14 protein-coding genes are annotated in these 15,292 nt (G+C 63.6%); 10 read left to right on the forward strand and 4 right to left on the reverse strand.

All coding sequences use genetic code 11. The annotated features are described in order from the left end of the window. Positions 1–202 precede the first annotated feature (202 nt). The 9 genes from M2281_RS07680 to M2281_RS07720 all read left to right on the forward strand — a co-directional run bounded on the left by M2281_RS07680 (position 203) and on the right by M2281_RS07720 (position 10,306). A complete protein-coding gene (locus M2281_RS07680; protein WP_280820468.1) occupies positions 203–841 on the forward strand; it encodes a c-type cytochrome in 639 nt (212 codons plus the stop codon). Between the two features lie 162 nt (positions 842–1,003). After that, positions 1,004–2,884, forward strand: coding sequence for an extracellular solute-binding protein (locus tag M2281_RS07685; protein ID WP_280820469.1), 1,881 nt, complete (start codon positions 1,004–1,006; stop codon positions 2,882–2,884). After that, positions 2,884–4,749 (forward strand): extracellular solute-binding protein, encoded by a 1,866-nt coding sequence (locus M2281_RS07690; RefSeq protein WP_280820470.1) that lies wholly within the window; start codon positions 2,884–2,886, stop codon positions 4,747–4,749. Before M2281_RS07685 ends, M2281_RS07690 begins: the two co-directional genes overlap by 1 nt. 39 nt (positions 4,750–4,788) lie before the next feature. Then, positions 4,789–5,889, forward strand: a complete 1,101-nt coding sequence (locus tag M2281_RS07695) for a microcin C ABC transporter permease YejB (protein WP_280820471.1) — start codon at positions 4,789–4,791, stop codon at positions 5,887–5,889. Then, a complete protein-coding gene (locus M2281_RS07700) occupies positions 5,889–7,022 on the forward strand; it encodes an ABC transporter permease (RefSeq protein ID WP_280820472.1) in 1,134 nt (377 codons plus the stop codon). Before M2281_RS07695 ends, M2281_RS07700 begins: the two co-directional genes overlap by 1 nt. A gap of 49 nt (positions 7,023–7,071) precedes the next feature. After that, positions 7,072–7,320: a type II toxin-antitoxin system VapB family antitoxin gene (locus M2281_RS07705; protein ID WP_280820473.1), complete on the forward strand. Its 249-nt coding sequence runs from the start codon at positions 7,072–7,074 to the stop codon at positions 7,318–7,320. Beyond that, entirely contained in the window at positions 7,317–7,706 is a 390-nt protein-coding gene (locus M2281_RS07710) for a type II toxin-antitoxin system VapC family toxin (RefSeq protein ID WP_280820474.1), read from the forward strand. Before M2281_RS07705 ends, M2281_RS07710 begins: the two co-directional genes overlap by 4 nt. Then, on the forward strand, positions 7,703–9,328 hold the full coding sequence (locus M2281_RS07715) for an ABC transporter ATP-binding protein (RefSeq protein ID WP_280820475.1): 1,626 nt from the start codon (positions 7,703–7,705) through the stop codon (positions 9,326–9,328). The genes M2281_RS07710 and M2281_RS07715 overlap by 4 nt, the downstream gene beginning before the upstream one ends. 36 nt (positions 9,329–9,364) lie before the next feature. Beyond that, positions 9,365–10,306 (forward strand): 2-hydroxyacid dehydrogenase, encoded by a 942-nt coding sequence (locus M2281_RS07720; protein ID WP_280820476.1) that lies wholly within the window; start codon positions 9,365–9,367, stop codon positions 10,304–10,306. A gap of 399 nt (positions 10,307–10,705) precedes the next feature. Here the strand turns inward: M2281_RS07720 and M2281_RS07725 are convergent, their stop codons facing one another. The 4 genes from M2281_RS07725 to M2281_RS07740 form a co-directional block, all read right to left on the reverse strand. After that, positions 10,706–11,566 (reverse strand): NlpC/P60 family protein, encoded by an 861-nt coding sequence (locus M2281_RS07725; RefSeq protein ID WP_280820477.1) that lies wholly within the window; start codon positions 11,564–11,566, stop codon positions 10,706–10,708. Next, positions 11,563–11,913 (reverse strand): MarR family winged helix-turn-helix transcriptional regulator, encoded by a 351-nt coding sequence (locus M2281_RS07730; protein ID WP_280820478.1) that lies wholly within the window; start codon positions 11,911–11,913, stop codon positions 11,563–11,565. Before M2281_RS07730 ends, M2281_RS07725 begins: the two co-directional genes overlap by 4 nt. Positions 11,914–11,971: 58 nt before the next feature. Further along, positions 11,972–13,345, reverse strand: a complete 1,374-nt coding sequence (locus M2281_RS07735) for a leucyl aminopeptidase family protein (protein ID WP_280820479.1) — start codon at positions 13,343–13,345, stop codon at positions 11,972–11,974. A 130-nt stretch (positions 13,346–13,475) separates the two neighbouring features. Further along, on the reverse strand, positions 13,476–14,084 hold the full coding sequence (locus M2281_RS07740) for a DsbA family protein (protein ID WP_280820480.1): 609 nt from the start codon (positions 14,082–14,084) through the stop codon (positions 13,476–13,478). Between the two features lie 307 nt (positions 14,085–14,391). Between M2281_RS07740 and M2281_RS07745 the strand changes: the two genes are divergently transcribed. Then, positions 14,392–15,180 carry a tetratricopeptide repeat protein gene (locus tag M2281_RS07745; RefSeq protein WP_280820481.1) on the forward strand — a complete coding sequence of 263 codons (789 nt, stop codon included), beginning with the start codon at positions 14,392–14,394 and terminating at the stop codon, positions 15,178–15,180. The last annotated feature ends 112 nt before the right edge of the window (positions 15,181–15,292 follow it).

Raw genomic sequence — 15,292 nt, forward strand, 5'->3', positions numbered from 1 at the left:
GAGTTTCACAAGGTCCGAAAAAAGCAACGGTGGAAAGTGGCAAAACGTCTCACTGGGTGCGTCCTTATAGGTGTTGCAACGGGCGAGCAAAAGACCTAGTTTCCGCCGAAATTCTGCCGGCCCCCGGTCGGCAAAGGGATAATGCTGTCGGCCGTGCGGAAAGAGGGTTTCCAACATCGGACGACCAAGGAGCCAGGGGCGAATGGACTCATTCGAATTGAACAAGATTCTCGGCGGACTGTTGGGCACCGTCTTCGTGCTTTACTCCATTTCGCTGATTTCTGACGGCATCTTCGCTTCGCCGGCTCCGGAAAAGCCGGGCTTCACCATCGCAGCAGCAGAAGCCGAGGCACCTGCGGCCGGTGGCGCCGCTGCCGAGCAGGCCAAGCCGATCGCCGAACTGCTTGCACATGCCGATGCGAAGGCTGGCGAAGGCGTTTTCAAGAAGTGCCAAGCCTGCCATTCCGGCGAAAAGGGCGGCCCGAACAAGGTCGGTCCGGATCTGTGGGATGTTGTCGACCGTCCGGTCGCCGAGCATGAAGGCTTCTCCTACTCGGCCGGCATGAAGGAATTCTCGCAGAACGGTGGCACCCACTGGACCTACGACAACCTCAACCACTTCCTCACCTCGCCCAAGGGCTTCGTGAAGGGCACGGCGATGGGCTTCGCCGGCATCAAGAACGACGAGGAACGTGCCAACCTGATCGCCTTCCTGCGCACGCTGTCGGATAGCCCGAAGGCGCTGCCCGAGGCAGGTGCTGCTCCCGCGGCTCCGGCCGAAGGCAATGCGGCTCCGGCTGCTCCCGCCGAGGGCAATGCCCAGCCGGCGCCGGCGCAGTAACGAAATAATTCATCGTATGACCATGAAAAAGCCGGGTTCAGCCCGGCTTTTTTATTATGATTTCCGCTAGGGCTGGCGGATAGTCGCGACCGAACGGGTTTCCGAACCGGCACCGGACGTTAGATTGGGCAACAAATCGGACAGCAAATCGCGAGGTCAAAGATGCGTGCAGGGCTGACGCAAATGATCGGCAAACTCGGCCTTGTGCCGGCCATCCTTGCGGCAAGTCTTTTCACTGCGTCGGCCGATGAATGGCGCACCTCATCCTCGCTCGGCGCCGAATCGAAATACGGCAACGATTTCAAGCAGTACGACTACGTCAATCCGAACGCCCCGAAGGGCGGTACGCTGAACTCGGTCGTCACCGGCACCTATGACAGCTTCAACCCCTACATCGTCGCCGGCGCGCCCGCCGCGGGCTTTGCCGATTTCGGCGGCGGCCTGCTCTACGAGACGCTGATGGAACAGTCGCTCGACGAGCCGAGCGTCAGCCACGCGATGATCGCGGAAGCCTTCAAATATCCCGACGACTTCTCCTCGGCGACCTATCGCCTGAACCCAAAGGCCAGATGGCATGACGGCACGCCGATCACCGTCGAGGACGTCATCTGGTCGTTCAACACGCTGAAGGCCAACAACCCGCGCTACAATCGCTACTATGCCAACGTCACCGAGGCGGTGGCCGTTGGCGACCACGAGGTGGAGTTCCGCTTCGACCAGAAGGGCAATCGCGAGCTGCCCAAGATCATGGGCGACCTCGTCGTGCTGCCCAAGCACTGGTGGGAAGGCACCGACAAGAACGGCAAGAAGCGCGACATCACGCGGCCCACTCTGGAAGCGCCGCTCGGCTCGGGCGCCTACAAGGTCGAGAGCTTCAAGCCGGGTTCGGAAATCGTCTGGGTGCGCGTGCCCGACCATTGGTCGGCCGATCTCGGCGTCAATGTCGGCCGCAATAATTTCGACCGCAGGCGCTACACCTATATCACCGATGACAATGCGGCCTGGCAGGCCTTCACCAAGGGCGGATACGAGGACATACGGCGGGAAAACAGCTCGCGGCGGTGGATGACCGAATACAACTTCCCCGCCGTCAAGGCCGGCGATGTGCTGAAGAAGGAGTTCCCCAGCACCGCCACCACCTTCATGCAGGGCTTTGCGCTCAATCTGCGCCGGCCGCAGTTCCAGGACCGCCGGGTGCGCGAGGCGCTGACGCTGGCCTTTGATTTCGAATCGATGAACCGCACCTTGTTCTTCGGCCAGAACACCCGCACCAGCAGCTTCTTCGTGGGCTCTGAACTCGCGTCCAGCGGTCTTCCCAAGGGCAAGGAGCTTGAGATCCTCGAAGCCTACAGGGACCAGCTGCCGCCGGAACTGTTCACGCAGGAATTCAAGCTGCCGGTCTACGACAATCCGCAGGCAGAACGGCAATATCTGCGCCAGGCGGTCGGCCTGTTTGCCGAAGCCGGCTGGAAAATCAGCAACGGCAAGATGGTCAACGACAAGGGCGAGCAATTCAAGATCGAGTTCCTGGGCAGCGGCGCGACCGACGAACTGATCTCCAGCTCCTTCATCAACACGCTGCGCAAGATCGGCATCGATGCTTCGCTGCGGGTCATCGACACCAGCCAGTACATCAACCGGATCAACAATTTCGATTTCGACGCCGCGACCACGATCCTCAACCAGTCCAATTCGCCCGGCAACGAGCAGCGGGACTTCTGGAGCTCCAAGGCCGCCGACACGCCCGGCACGCGCAACCTGATGGGCATCAAGAGCCCGGTCGTCGACTCGCTAGTCGACCGCATCATCTATGCCACCGACCGCGACGACCTGGTCGCCGCCACCCATGCGCTCGACCGCGTGCTGTTGTGGAACTACTACGTCATCCCGCAGTGGCACCGGCCCAAGCAGTGGTACGCCTATTGGAACAAGTTCGGCATGCCTGAGAAGCAGCCGGCATATACTGGCGCCGACACCGATTCCTGGTGGATCGACCCCGAGAAGGAAAAGGCCCTGGCGGCGAAGTACAGAGGCACGGATTGATGGGCGGCCCCCTCATCTCCCGCCGCGACTTCCTCGCGCTCGGCTCGGCCGCCGCGCTCCTGCCGAGCGTCGCCTTTGCGGCTGCGCCGACAGGCACCAAGCTGCACGGACTTTCGGCCTTCGGCGACCTGAAATATCCCGCCGATTTCAAGCAGTTCGACTACCTCAACGCGGATGCGCCCAAGGGCGGGACCTTCATCTTCTCGCCGCCCAACTGGATCTTTAACCAGAGCCCGCTGACCTTCAATACGCTGAACACCTTCGTGGCCAAGGGCGACGCCCCGCCGCGCATGGAAATGTGCTTCGATACGCTGATGGCGAGCGCGCTCGACGAGCCCGACGCGCTTTACGGCCTGGTCGCCGAAGGCGTGACCATCTCGGGCGACCACAACACTTTCGAGTTCGCGCTGAGGCCGGAAGCGCGCTTCCACGACGGCACGCCGCTGACGGCGGAAGACGTCGCCCATTCCTTCAAGCTCTACAAGCAGGACGGCCACCCCGACCTGCTCCTGCCGCTCACCCAGATGATCGAGGCGGTGGCGGTCGATCCGCACACCTTCCGCCTGAGCTTTTCCGGCAAACAGTCGCCCCGCACCATCCTGAATGTCGCGGGCTTCCCCATCGCCTCGAAGGCCTATTTCGAGGCCAACCCCTTCACGGGGGGCGGCATGAAGGTCCCGCTCGGCTCCGGCCCCTACAGAGTGGGGCGCGTCGCGGCGGGCCAGACCATCGAATATGAGCGCGTCGAGGACTATTGGGCGCGCGAACTGCCGGTCAATCGAGGCCTCTACAATTTCGACCGCATCCGCATCGAGTTCTACCGCGACCGGCAGGCCGGCTTCGAAGCCTTCAAGAAAGGCGACGTGCTTTTCCGGCAGGAGTTCACCGCCCGCGTCTGGGTGACCGGCTACGACTTTCCCGCGCTCAAGGAGGGCAAGGTCGTCAAGCGCGAGTTCCCCGCCGAGCGGCGCCCCTCGATGCAGGCCACCGCCATCAACCAGCGGCGCGAGCGTTTTCGCGATCCGCGCATGCGCAAGGCGCTGGCGCTCTGCTTCGATTTCGAATGGACGAAGCGGAACCTCTTCTACGATTCCTACGAGCGCTCGCAGTCCTGCTTCGAGCGCTCGGACTATCGCGCCGAGGGCATGCCCTCGCCTGAGGAACTCGCGCTGCTCGAGCCGCTGCGCGGCAAGATTCCCGACGAAGCCTTCGGCGAAGCCGTCATCCAGCCCGTCTCGGACGGTTCGGGCCGCGACCGCAAGCTGCTTGGCGCTGCGGTAAAGCTGCTGGCCGAGGCCGGCTGGAAGCGCAACGGCCAGTTCGTCCAGAACGCCAAGGGCGAGACTCTGACCATGGAACTGCTCGTCGATGAAGACGACTGGATCCGCATCGATTCGCCCTGGATCGAGAACATGAAGGCCATCGGCATCGACGCCTCGATCCGCGTGGTCGATTCGGCGCAATACACGGCGCGTCAGGCCAATTTCGACTTCGATCTCATCTCGATGGCGATGTCCTTCGCGGCCACGCCGACGCGGGACGACATCGAAAACCTGTTCCATTCGCGCGCGGCAACCCTGCCGGGCTCGAGGAACTTCCCGGGCACCGCCGATCCGGCCGTGGATGCGCTGGTCGAAGCTGCCGGAAAGGCGGAAAGCCGGCAGGAACTGACCACCACGCTCAGGGCGCTGGATCGGGTCTTGCGCGCGCGTCTCGACTGGATTCCAAACTGGTATCTTCCGAATCACCGGGCGGCGTTCTGGGATATGTTCGGCTACAAGGAACCCAAACCCGACTTCGGCTTTCCGGTCGAAGCCATGTGGTGGTTCGACAAGGACAAGGCAGCAGCTATTGGCAAGGCTTGACGACCACAGCAGCACATTCGCAATCGAGGTAACGGTCTGATGGGCGCCTATATCCTGCGCCGCATTCTCCTGATGATCCCGACCCTGTTCGGCGTCATGGCGATCTCATTTGCCGTCGTGCAGTTCGCGCCGGGCGGCCCGGTTGAGCAGGTCATCTCCAAGCTGACCGGCCAGGGCGGCGATTCGACCGAGCGCATTTCCGGCGGCGGTGCCGAAGGCGGCATGAACAATTTCGATGCCGCGGCCATCTCGTCTTCGAAATATCGCGGGGCGCAGGGGCTCGATCCCGAATTCATCGCCAAGCTCGAAAAACAGTTCGGTTTCGACAAGCCGCCGCTAGAGCGCTTCTTCATGATGCTGTGGAACTATGCCCGCTTCGACTTCGGCAAGAGCTATTTCCGCGACATCAGCGTGATCGACCTGATCCTGGAAAAGATGCCGGTGTCGATCTCGATCGGCCTGTGGGTGACGCTTCTGTCCTACCTGATCTCGATCCCGCTCGGCATCCGCAAGGCGGTGAAGGACGGCTCCTCCTTCGACACCTGGACCAGCGCGGTCGTCATCATCGGCTACGCCATCCCCGGCTTCCTGTTCGCCATCCTTTTGATGGTGCTGTTTGCCGGCGGCTCGTTCTTCGACTGGTTCCCGCTGCGCGGCCTCACCTCCGACAATTGGCAGGAGTTGTCGTGGCCCGCCCGCATCCTCGATTATTTCTGGCACATCACGCTGCCGCTGGCCGCACTGGTGCTGTCGGCCTTCGCCACCACCACGCTGCTGACCAAGAACTCCTTCCTCGAAGAGATTCGTAAGCAATATGTGGTCACCGCCCGTGCCAAGGGCCTGTCGGAGGGTCGGGTGCTCTATGGTCACGTCTTCCGCAATGCGATGTTGATCGTGATTGCCGGCTTCCCCGGCGCCTTTATCTCGGCCTTCTTCACCGGCTCGCTGCTGATCGAGAACATCTTCTCGCTCGATGGGCTTGGCCTGCTCGGCTACAAGTCCATCCTCGACCGCGACTATCCAGTGGTGTTCGCCAATCTCTACATCTTCTCGCTGATCGGCCTGTTCGTCAGCCTGCTCTCCGACCTCATGTACACATGGGTCGATCCCCGCATCGACTTCGAGCGGAGGGACGTGTGATGGCAACCGTCGAAGAAGTCACCCGCCAGGCGTGCCGCCCCTGGCTGTCGCAGCTCAACCAGCGCCGCTGGGCCAACTTCAAGGCCAACCGGCGCGGCTACTGGTCGCTCTGGATCTTCCTGGTCCTGTTCGTGCTGTCGCTGGGTGCCGAGTTCATCGCCAACGACCGGCCGCTGATCGCCTCCTACAAGGGCGAGATCCTGTTTCCGGTGCTGATCGACTATCCGGAGGAGAAGTTTGGCGGCTTCTATGCCGTGACCGACTATCGCGACCCGGTGATCAGCGACGAGATCAAGGCCCATGGCTGGCTGATCTGGCCGCCCATCCGCTACAGCTATCGCACCGTCAACAACGAGATCCCCGAGGCCGCACCGGCAAAGCCCTCCTGGCTCTATCCCAAGGAGGTGCGCTGCCAGCGCTATCCGCAGGGCGTCAACGACGAGAACTGCACGATCGGCAACTGGAACTGGCTCGGCACCGACGACCAGGCTCGCGACGTGCTCGCACGCGTCATCTACGGCTTCCGCATCTCGGTGCTGTTCGGCCTGATCCTCACGGCAGGCTCGGCGCTGGTCGGCGTCAGCGCCGGCGCCGTCCAGGGCTATTTCGGTGGCTGGACCGACCTCATCTTCCAGCGTTTCATCGAGATCTGGTCGGCGATTCCGGTGCTCTATTTGCTCCTGATCATCTCGGCCATCTTGCCGCCGGGCTTCTTCATATTGCTCGGCATCATGCTTCTGTTCTCCTGGGTGGCCTTCGTCGGCGTGGTCCGCGCCGAATTCCTGCGGGCCCGCAATTTCGAATACGTCAACGCCGCCCGCGCGCTCGGCGTGCCCAACCGCACCATCATGCTGCGGCACCTGCTGCCCAACGCCATGGTGGCGACGCTGACCTTCCTGCCCTTCATCCTGAACGGCTCGATCTCGACGCTGACCTCGCTCGACTTCCTCGGCTTCGGCCTGCCGCCCGGCTCGCCTTCGCTCGGCGAACTGCTCAAGCAGGGCCAGCGCAACCTGAACGCCCCCTGGCTCGGCTTCTCCGGCTTCCTGGTGATCTCGATCATGCTGTCGCTGCTGATCTTCATCGGCGAGGCCACCCGCGACGCCTTCGACCCGAGGAAGACGTTCCGATGAGCGGCTTTGGATGGTATAATTCCGCCGAATTTCTACCATGGAGACCGGCATGGGTATGAATATCAAGAACGAGCGGGTGGAGCGGCTGGCGCGGGACCTTGCCCGGGAAACCGGAGAGTCCCTGACCACGGCCATCGAACGTGCGCTGGAAGACAGGCTGGAGAGGCTTGCGCGCAGCAAGGAACGAGAGTGGCGATATCAGCGGATCAGGGAGATCGTCTCGCGCCTTCCACCGACACCGCCCGGCATCACCAGCGATCACTCGGATCTCTATGACGACGATGGACTTCCGGCATGATTGTCGACGCTTCTGCCCTGCTGGCAATTGTCCTTGGTGAAGAGGATGGAGATTCGTATAGCCACGCCATCGCTGACGAGCTCGATGACATCTTCATCTCGCCAATCAACTTTGTGGAGGCCGCGATAAAGGCTGACAAGAAGAGCCCTGAAACCGGCGAGGCGCTCGACGAAGTCATGCGGGTGGGCGCGATAAAGCTCGCGCAGATTACCCGGACCCAGGCGCAAATTGCCCGCGAAGCCTACCAGAAATTCGGCAAGGGCAACCACGAAGCCCGGCTCAATCTCGGCGACTGCTTCGCCTATGCACTTGCCAAGGCGCGAAGCGAAAAGCTCCTCTTCAAGGGCGACGACTTCCGCAAGACCGATATCGAGGCTGCCCTTTGAGCACGTTGCTTTCCGTCCGCGATCTCTCGGTTGCCTTCTCCAACGGCGGCAAGACGCAAGCGTCCGTCGACCGCATCTCCTTCGACATCGGCCGGGGCGAGACGCTGGCGCTCGTCGGCGAGTCGGGCTCGGGCAAGTCGGTGTCGGCTCTGTCGGTGCTGAAGCTCCTGCCCTATCCAGCGGCCAGCCATCCGTCGGGCGAAATCCTGTTCCACGGCAAGAACCTTTTGGCACTCAGCGAAAAGGAGCTGCGCCAGGTGCGCGGCGGCAAGATCTCCATGATCTTCCAGGAGCCGATGACCTCGCTCAACCCGCTACACACGATCTCCCAGCAGATCGTCGAGATGCTGCGGCTGCACCAGCCGATCAGCCTCAAGGAAGCGCAGGCGCGCACGCTGCAGCTGCTCACCGACGTCGGCATCCGCGAGCCGGAAAAGCGGCTCGACGCCTATCCGCACCAGCTCTCCGGCGGCCAGCGCCAGCGCGTGATGATCGCCATGGCGATCGCCAACGAGCCCGAGTTGCTCATCGCCGACGAACCGACGACCGCGCTCGATGTCACGGTTCAGGCGCAGATCCTGGAGCTGCTCGACGAGCTCAAGCGTCGCAGCGGCATGTCGATGCTGTTCATCACCCACGATCTCGGCATCGTGCGCCGCATTGCCGACCGTGTTTGCGTCATGACCAAGGGCAAGATCGTCGAGGCCGGCCCCACCGAGCAGATCTTCGCCAACCCGCAGCACGAATATACCCGCCACCTGCTCGCCGCCGAGCCCAAGGGCAAGCCACCGGAAGCCAATGAGGGCGCCAAGGCCGTGATGTCCGGCAAGGACGTCAAAGTGTGGTTCCCGATCAAGCAGGGCTTCTTCCGCAAGGTTGTCGACCATGTGAAGGCCGTCGACGGCATAGACCTCACCGTGCGCGCCGGCCAGACGCTGGGCGTTGTGGGCGAATCGGGCTCGGGCAAGACCACGCTCGGCCTTGCGCTCGCACGCATGATCTCCTCCACCGGGCAGATCCAGTTCGATGGCCGCGACATCAACAAGCTGTCCTTCAACGAGATGCGGCCGCTGCGCAGCGACCTGCAGATCGTGTTCCAGGATCCGTTCGGCTCGCTCAGCCCCCGCATGTCGGTCGCCGAGATCATCGAGGAAGGGCTGAAGATCCACGAGCCAAAACTCTCCGACGCCGAGCGCGACGGCCAGGTGGTCGAGGTGCTGAACGAGGTCGGCCTCGATCCCTCGACCCGCTTCCGCTACCCGCACGAATTCTCCGGCGGCCAGCGCCAGCGCGTCGCCATTGCCCGCGCCATGGTGCTGAAACCCCGCTTCGTCATGCTCGATGAGCCGACCTCGGCGCTCGACATGAGCGTACAGGCGCAGGTGGTCGACCTGCTGCGCGGTCTGCAGGCCAAGCACGACCTCGCCTATCTGTTCATCAGCCACGACCTCAAGGTGGTGCGGGCGCTGGCCAACGACGTCATCGTCATGCGCAACGGCAGGATCGTCGAGGCCGGTCCCTCGCGCCAGATATTCGAAAGGCCCCAGACCGACTATACGCGTGCATTGATATCGGCCGCGTTCAGGATCGAAACGGCGCCGGCCGGTGTCGTAAGCGAGTAAAAAAGCAGAACATTGGGAATGAAGAGGGACGTTCACATGGACAAGGGCCGTATCTTGCTGTCCGTAACCGGGTTTAACCCGCAGCACTGGTACGAGCTGCTTTCTGAGCAGCGCGAAGTCGTATTGAAACCGGACAGTGCGACCGATCCGACCATCACCTATGCCGTCGTCTGGAAGCAGCCGCCGAACATCCTCGCCAAGCTGCCCAATTTGCGCGCCATCTTCTCGATCGGCGCCGGCGTCGACCATCTCTTCAACGATCCCGGCCTGCCTGACGTGCCGATCGTCCGCGTGGTGGCCGATAACCTCACCCGACACATGACCGAATATATCGTCTGGCGGGTGCTCGACCATCACCGCCAGGGCGCGCTTTATCGCGCCCAGCAGCAGAACAATCTCTGGCAGGAGCCGTCGCAGCGCCCGGCCGAGGACATTGCTGTCGGCATCATGGGCCTCGGCGAGCTTGGCCGGGCGGCGGCCACGGCTCTCCTGTCGCTTGGCTTCAAGGTCAATGGCTGGGGTCGCACCGACCGGCCGATGGAGGGCGTGACGACCTTCCACGGCGACGATGGGCTCGTTCCCTTCCTCAACGCCACCGACATTCTGGTGGTGCTGCTGCCGCATACGCCGGCGACGGAAGGCATCATCAATTACGACCTCCTGCGCCACCTGCGCCGCCGCAACGGGCTCGACGGCGCGGTGCTGATCAATGCCGGCCGCGGCAAGCTGCAGAAGGACGCCGACATCCTGCGCGCGCTGGACGACGGCACGCTGAAGGAGGCGAGCCTTGACGTGTTCGAGGTCGAGCCGCTGCCCAAGACGAGCCCGATGTGGTCGCACCCGAAAGTGTTCCTCACGCCGCATGCGGCTGCCAGCTCCGACCCCGAGCACCTCGCTCCGCCCATGCTCAAGCAGATGGACGCCTTCGAGCGCGGCGAGAAGCTGCAATACGTGGTCAACCGCGCAGCCGGTTACTGAGACAGATCGCGTTACCGAACTTTGGTTCCCCGCCCCCGCCTTGTGGGCGGCGGGGGCGACTCCCAACGGTGAAAACCGGGCGTGGCGATGAATAGGTGCGTCCTTCGAGGCTCGCTCTCCGGGCGAGCACCTCAGGATGAGGACGGTTGGCGCGGCACCTCAGAATGAGAGAGGTGAGCGCAGCCGTAACCACGGGAGACGGAGGTGGCGCCGCCGTTAGCCCTCATGGTGAGGTGCGAGCCCGCAGGGCGAGCCTCGAACCACGAGGGCGGGATGAAGTGGGCAGGGCCTGCCCTCCGCTATGGCTCCGGGCGTTCGTCGTTCGAAAAGCCAAATCGTTGGCTTTTCGTGGCCTTCGGCCAACACTCCTCACCCCCTCAAATGGGAGGGAAAGCGCCCCTACAGCCGCCGGAAGACCGACGGCGCGCCGTATTGAGGGAGGATGCGCTCGATTGCATCCTTCAACGGCTCGCGGGTAACCATCATGGTATTGCCGCTGGCGTGAATGATGTTCTCGGCATCGGTCATGATCGCGACATGGCCCGACCAGAAGACGAGGTCGCCGCGCTGCAGGCCGGAATAATCCTCGCCCGTCGCAACCGGCTCGCCAATGCTGGCGGCCTGCATGTCGGAATCGCGCAGCACCTTGCGGCCGGCCATCAGCAGCGAAAGCTGCGCAAGGCCCGAGCAGTCGATGCCGAAGCCCGAAACGCCGCCCCACAGATAGGGCGTGTTGATGAGCTTTTCGGCCACCGCGACGAAATCGTCTGCAGCGTGGTCGAGCGGCGCAAGATGCGAGCCGATGACGGCCTGGCCGGAAGGCAGCAGCGCATAGCGCGTGCCACGCGTCTCGGCATGGCCGACCACGGTGACGAGCGAGCCCATGGACAGCTCGCCCGCGCGGGCAAAGCGCAGGTCGGCGCCCGGATAGATAAAGCTGCGCGGCGCGATCACCCGGTGGGTCGGCGCATGTTCGCGCGGGCCGATATCGGCTTCAGCGACATAGCCGACATAGCCGTCGCGCTCGCACTGCATCCACACCCAGCCCGGCGTCTCGTCGAAGACGAGCACGTCGTCGCCATGGATCAGTTGCGTGTCGATGCCGGAATCGGCGCGCGGCTCCTTCTTGACGTCGGCCACCGAGGCGGTAATCCGCGCCGGGCGGCCGGTGACGAAGCGTTCGGCGGAAACTTGGCCCTTGAGGCGGGCGTCGGCGAGGTCTGCACGGAAAGCATGCAGGCGGCGGTCGTGGGCAGTCAAATCGGCAACTCCATTGCTTTGGCGATGATAGCATCGCCGAAACGTTCGACATAGAGCGCGCCTTCCACGGTGCGCTTGATGAGTACGTTGCGCTTGTCGAGCTCGTCGCGGTGGCGCGAGACCAGCTTCAGCGCGCCCATGGTGTCGAGCGCGCGCGTGATCACCGGCTTGGTGACGTTGAGCCGGGCGGCGAGCCCGCGCACCGTGTGCGGCGGCGGATCGAGATAGATGGTGAGCAAGATCGCCATCTGCCGAACCGTCAGATCGAGCGCGTCATCGCGCACTTCGGCAAGGGAAACCTGTTGCCAAAGTCGCAAAGCCTGGCTCGGACGCAAATGGACTGCCATGCGCCCGAGAATGCGCTGAAAACGTTTCGGTTCCGTTTCAGTCCGCGCAAAACAGGGATCAGCCGACGCGAGCCGAAATCACCCGCTCCAGCGCGCGGATGGCCTGCGCCTCGCCGCCGGCCGGGCCATATGGGCGCTCGCTGGGGTTCCAGGCGAAGATGTCGAAATGCGCCCAGCTCTTGGCCTTCTCGACGAAGCGCTGCAGGAACAGCGCCGCCGTGATCGAGCCGGCGAAGCTGTCGGTGGTGACATTGTTGATGTCGGCCACCTTCGACGAAAGCTTGGCGTCGTAGGGCTTCCAGAGCGGCATGCGCCAGATCGGGTCCTCGACCTCGGTCGCTGCCGTCGCGAGTTCCGCGGCCAGCGCATCGTCGTCGGTGTAGAAGGGCGGCAGGTCCGGTCCCAGCGCCACGCGGGCGGCACCGGTCAGGGTTGCCATGTCGATCAGCAGTTCCGGCGCCTCCTCGTCGGCCAGCGCCAGCGCATCGGCAAGGATCAGCCGGCCTTCAGCGTCGGTGTTGCCGATCTCGACGGTCAGGCCCTTGCGGCTCGGCAGCACGTCGCCGGGGCGGAAGGCGTTGCCAGCGATGGAATTCTCCACCGCCGGGATCAGCACGCGCAGGCGCACGGGCAGGTCGGCGGCCATGATCATGGAAGCGAGGCCCAGCACATTGGCAGCGCCGCCCATGTCCTTTTTCATGAGCAGCATGCCGCTCGACGGCTTGATGTCGAGGCCGCCGGTGTCGAAGCAGACGCCCTTGCCCACGAGCGTCACTTTCGGCGCATCCTTCTTGCCCCAGACCATGTCGATGAGGCGCGGCGCGGTGGCCGAGGCGCGGCCGACGGCATGGATCATCGGGAAGTTCCGCTTCAGGAGCTCATCGCCCTCGATCACCTCGACCTTGGCCTTGTGCTGCTTGGCGAGCCGGCGCACCGCCGCTTCCAGCACATCAGGGCCCATGTCGTTGGTGGGCGTGTTGACGAGGTCCCTCACCGTGAAGACGGCGTTGGCAACGCGTTCGATCTCGGCGCGATCGGCGCCCGCGGGCAGCGAAAGGCGCAAGTCCTTGCCGGGCTTCTTGCCGTAGCGGGTGAAGACATAGCCGCCGAGCACGAGGCTGAGGGCAGCGAGCGAGGGACTGGCCGGCGTCTCGGCAAAGTGCCAGTCGCCCTCCGGCAGACTGCGGGCCAATGCGCCCAGCGCCAGCGCGCCATTCCCCTCCCCGCCATTGCCGAGGCCGAACAGCGCGCCGGATACGGCGCCGTCCGAACCGGGCAGCACCAGCGTGCGGCCGGCCTCGCCCGAAAAGCCATTCTGCTGCGCCCAGGCCAATGCCGAAAGATCGAGCCCGGCTCCGTCCAGCCCGCCCTTGGCGACCAGATGGATCGGGCGTGACTGCTTCGGCTTCTTGTCGGTAAGGGCGAGTGGCATGCAAGGGTTCCTTGGCTGATCGGGCAAAGATTTACGACGCGGGCGCATTGCCCGACGCCGTCGGCATCGCTGCCTTTTCTACCCTTGAGGCGCGCCTATGCAAAGCAGCCAGCGCGCCGGAATGAGGGGCTCAAGCTCCTCGCGCCGCCTGAATGGCCTTTTCGAGCGCCCCCTCGCTCTGGAAGCCGCCATAGACCTTGCCACCGACGATGAAGGAGGGTGTGCCGCGCAGCCCGTAGGAGCGCGCCTGGGCGAGGTTGCGGTTGAGGATGCGCCCGATGTGGTCCGAACGCTTCTGGACGGTGGCCTTGAGGGCTGCCGGATCAAGACCTGCGCTGGCCAAGGCGCTGTCGATGCTGCTGTCCTGAAGCCGCGACCTGGTGGCCATCAGCGCCCGCATAGCCTGCTTGTACTGGCCGCTTTCCTTGGCGGCGAGCACCATGCTTGCAGCCCGAACCGAGGCCGGACCGAAGACCGGCCAGTCCTTCATGACCAGACGCACATTTCCATCGCGCTCGATCACCTTCATCATGTCCGGATAGCTCCACTTGCAGTAGATGCACTGATAGTCGAAGAACTCGACGATCGTGACATTGCCCCTGGGATTACCAAGAACCGGAATTTCGGGATCGGACAGAGCCCCCTTTGAAGCCGGGCTCGCAAGCGCCAGCCCTTCGGGAAGCACGAGACTCGCGGCGCCAATGACAGAGCCCACAAGCATTTGGCGTCTGTTGATCATTTCAGACTTCTCCTTGTTATGACTGCTTGACGTCAAGCGCGACATCCCGGGCGCTCTTGATCGACGCCTATGCAGGCCAATTATGTTTTAGATGAGAGAAGGAGGTGGCGCGGAAGCGGCGGCGCCCGGGCGCAACGAAGGCGACACAAGAAAGAGGCTCCGGGAGCGCCGCACCGGGCAGCATCGTTAACTTGTCGTTAGGGTTAACGGAATATTTCTCCATGAGGAAAGTTGGCCGACGTGCCGGCAGGATGGAGATCAGGGGCCGATGCTGTTCACTCACGCAACCAGGACAACGGGAAAGCGGATGACGGCAGCAGCGCTTCTGCTGGCGCTTGCCGCAAGCGTCGCCGGCTGCGCCACCACCGACAAGATGTCGACCGGCTCGATCTCGCAGGTGTCGAGCAAGCCGCTGGAAAGCATGTCGTCCAGCGAACTGGCAAGCACCGCCAACTCGCTCGGCATGGCCTACGCTCGAAACCCCGCCGAGAAATCCGTCGCCCTGCGCTATGCAAGCGTGCTGCAGATGAACGGCCAGTCCGACCAGTCGCTGGCGGTCATGCGCAAGCTGGCCATCAGCCAGCCCAAGGATCGCGAAGTTCTGGCTGCCTATGGCAAGGCGCTTGCCGCCGACGGTCAGCTGGAGCCGGCACTGGATGCCGTGCGCCGCGCACAGACGCCGGAATATCCGGACTGGCGCCTGGCTTCGGCCGAAGGCGCGATCCTCGACCAACTCGGCAAGGCCCAGGATGCGCGGCAGCTTTATCGAAAGGCGCTGGACATCAAGCCGAACGAGCCGTCGATCCTGTCGAATCTCGGCATGTCTTATGTGCTCGAAGGCGACCTCAGGGCGGCCGAAACCTATATGCGGCAGGCTGCCGCCGCCCCCGGCGCTGACAGCCGCGTGCGCCAGAATCTGGCGCTGGTGGTCGGCCTTCAGGGCCGTTTCGACGAAGCAGAGCAGATTGCCCGGGCAGAGCTTTCGCCCGACCAGGCCCAGGCCAATGTCGCCTACCTGCGCGGCATACTTTCCCAGCAGAACGCCTGGAGCCAGCTGAAGGGCCAGGACAAGAAGGTGGCCTCGAGCACGAACTAGTGGCATCGCCGACTAGGCGTAGGCCCCGGACCAAAACAAGAGCCGCGTGATGGGATCACGCGGCTTTTTGCTGTTTGTGTTCCAGCCAGGCGGCGTTTCGCGCTCAGCCCCG

The sequence above is a fragment of the Pseudaminobacter soli (ex Li et al. 2025) genome (genome assembly GCF_029892515.1).
Classification (GTDB): domain Bacteria; phylum Pseudomonadota; class Alphaproteobacteria; order Rhizobiales; family Rhizobiaceae; genus Pseudaminobacter; species Pseudaminobacter soli_A.

What these genes read in the sequence shown, in the direction of transcription:
- M2281_RS07680 (WP_280820468.1), top strand. Translation starts at nt 203, where the DNA reads ATGGACTCATTCGAATTGAACAAGATTCTCGGCGGACTGTTGGGCACC.
- M2281_RS07685 (WP_280820469.1), top strand. Translation starts at nt 1,004, where the DNA reads ATGCGTGCAGGGCTGACGCAAATGATCGGCAAACTCGGCCTTGTGCCG.
- M2281_RS07690 (WP_280820470.1), top strand. Translation starts at nt 2,884, where the DNA reads ATGGGCGGCCCCCTCATCTCCCGCCGCGACTTCCTCGCGCTCGGCTCG.
- M2281_RS07695 (WP_280820471.1), top strand. Translation starts at nt 4,789, where the DNA reads ATGGGCGCCTATATCCTGCGCCGCATTCTCCTGATGATCCCGACCCTG.
- M2281_RS07700 (WP_280820472.1), top strand. Translation starts at nt 5,889, where the DNA reads ATGGCAACCGTCGAAGAAGTCACCCGCCAGGCGTGCCGCCCCTGGCTG.
- M2281_RS07705 (WP_280820473.1), top strand. Translation starts at nt 7,072, where the DNA reads ATGGGTATGAATATCAAGAACGAGCGGGTGGAGCGGCTGGCGCGGGAC.
- M2281_RS07710 (WP_280820474.1), top strand. Translation starts at nt 7,317, where the DNA reads ATGATTGTCGACGCTTCTGCCCTGCTGGCAATTGTCCTTGGTGAAGAG.
- M2281_RS07720 (WP_280820476.1), top strand. Translation starts at nt 9,365, where the DNA reads ATGGACAAGGGCCGTATCTTGCTGTCCGTAACCGGGTTTAACCCGCAG.
- M2281_RS07730 (WP_280820478.1), bottom strand. Translation starts at nt 11,913, where the DNA reads ATGGCAGTCCATTTGCGTCCGAGCCAGGCTTTGCGACTTTGGCAACAG.
- M2281_RS07735 (WP_280820479.1), bottom strand. Translation starts at nt 13,345, where the DNA reads ATGCCACTCGCCCTTACCGACAAGAAGCCGAAGCAGTCACGCCCGATC.
- M2281_RS07740 (WP_280820480.1), bottom strand. Translation starts at nt 14,084, where the DNA reads ATGATCAACAGACGCCAAATGCTTGTGGGCTCTGTCATTGGCGCCGCG.
- M2281_RS07745 (WP_280820481.1), top strand. Translation starts at nt 14,392, where the DNA reads ATGACGGCAGCAGCGCTTCTGCTGGCGCTTGCCGCAAGCGTCGCCGGC.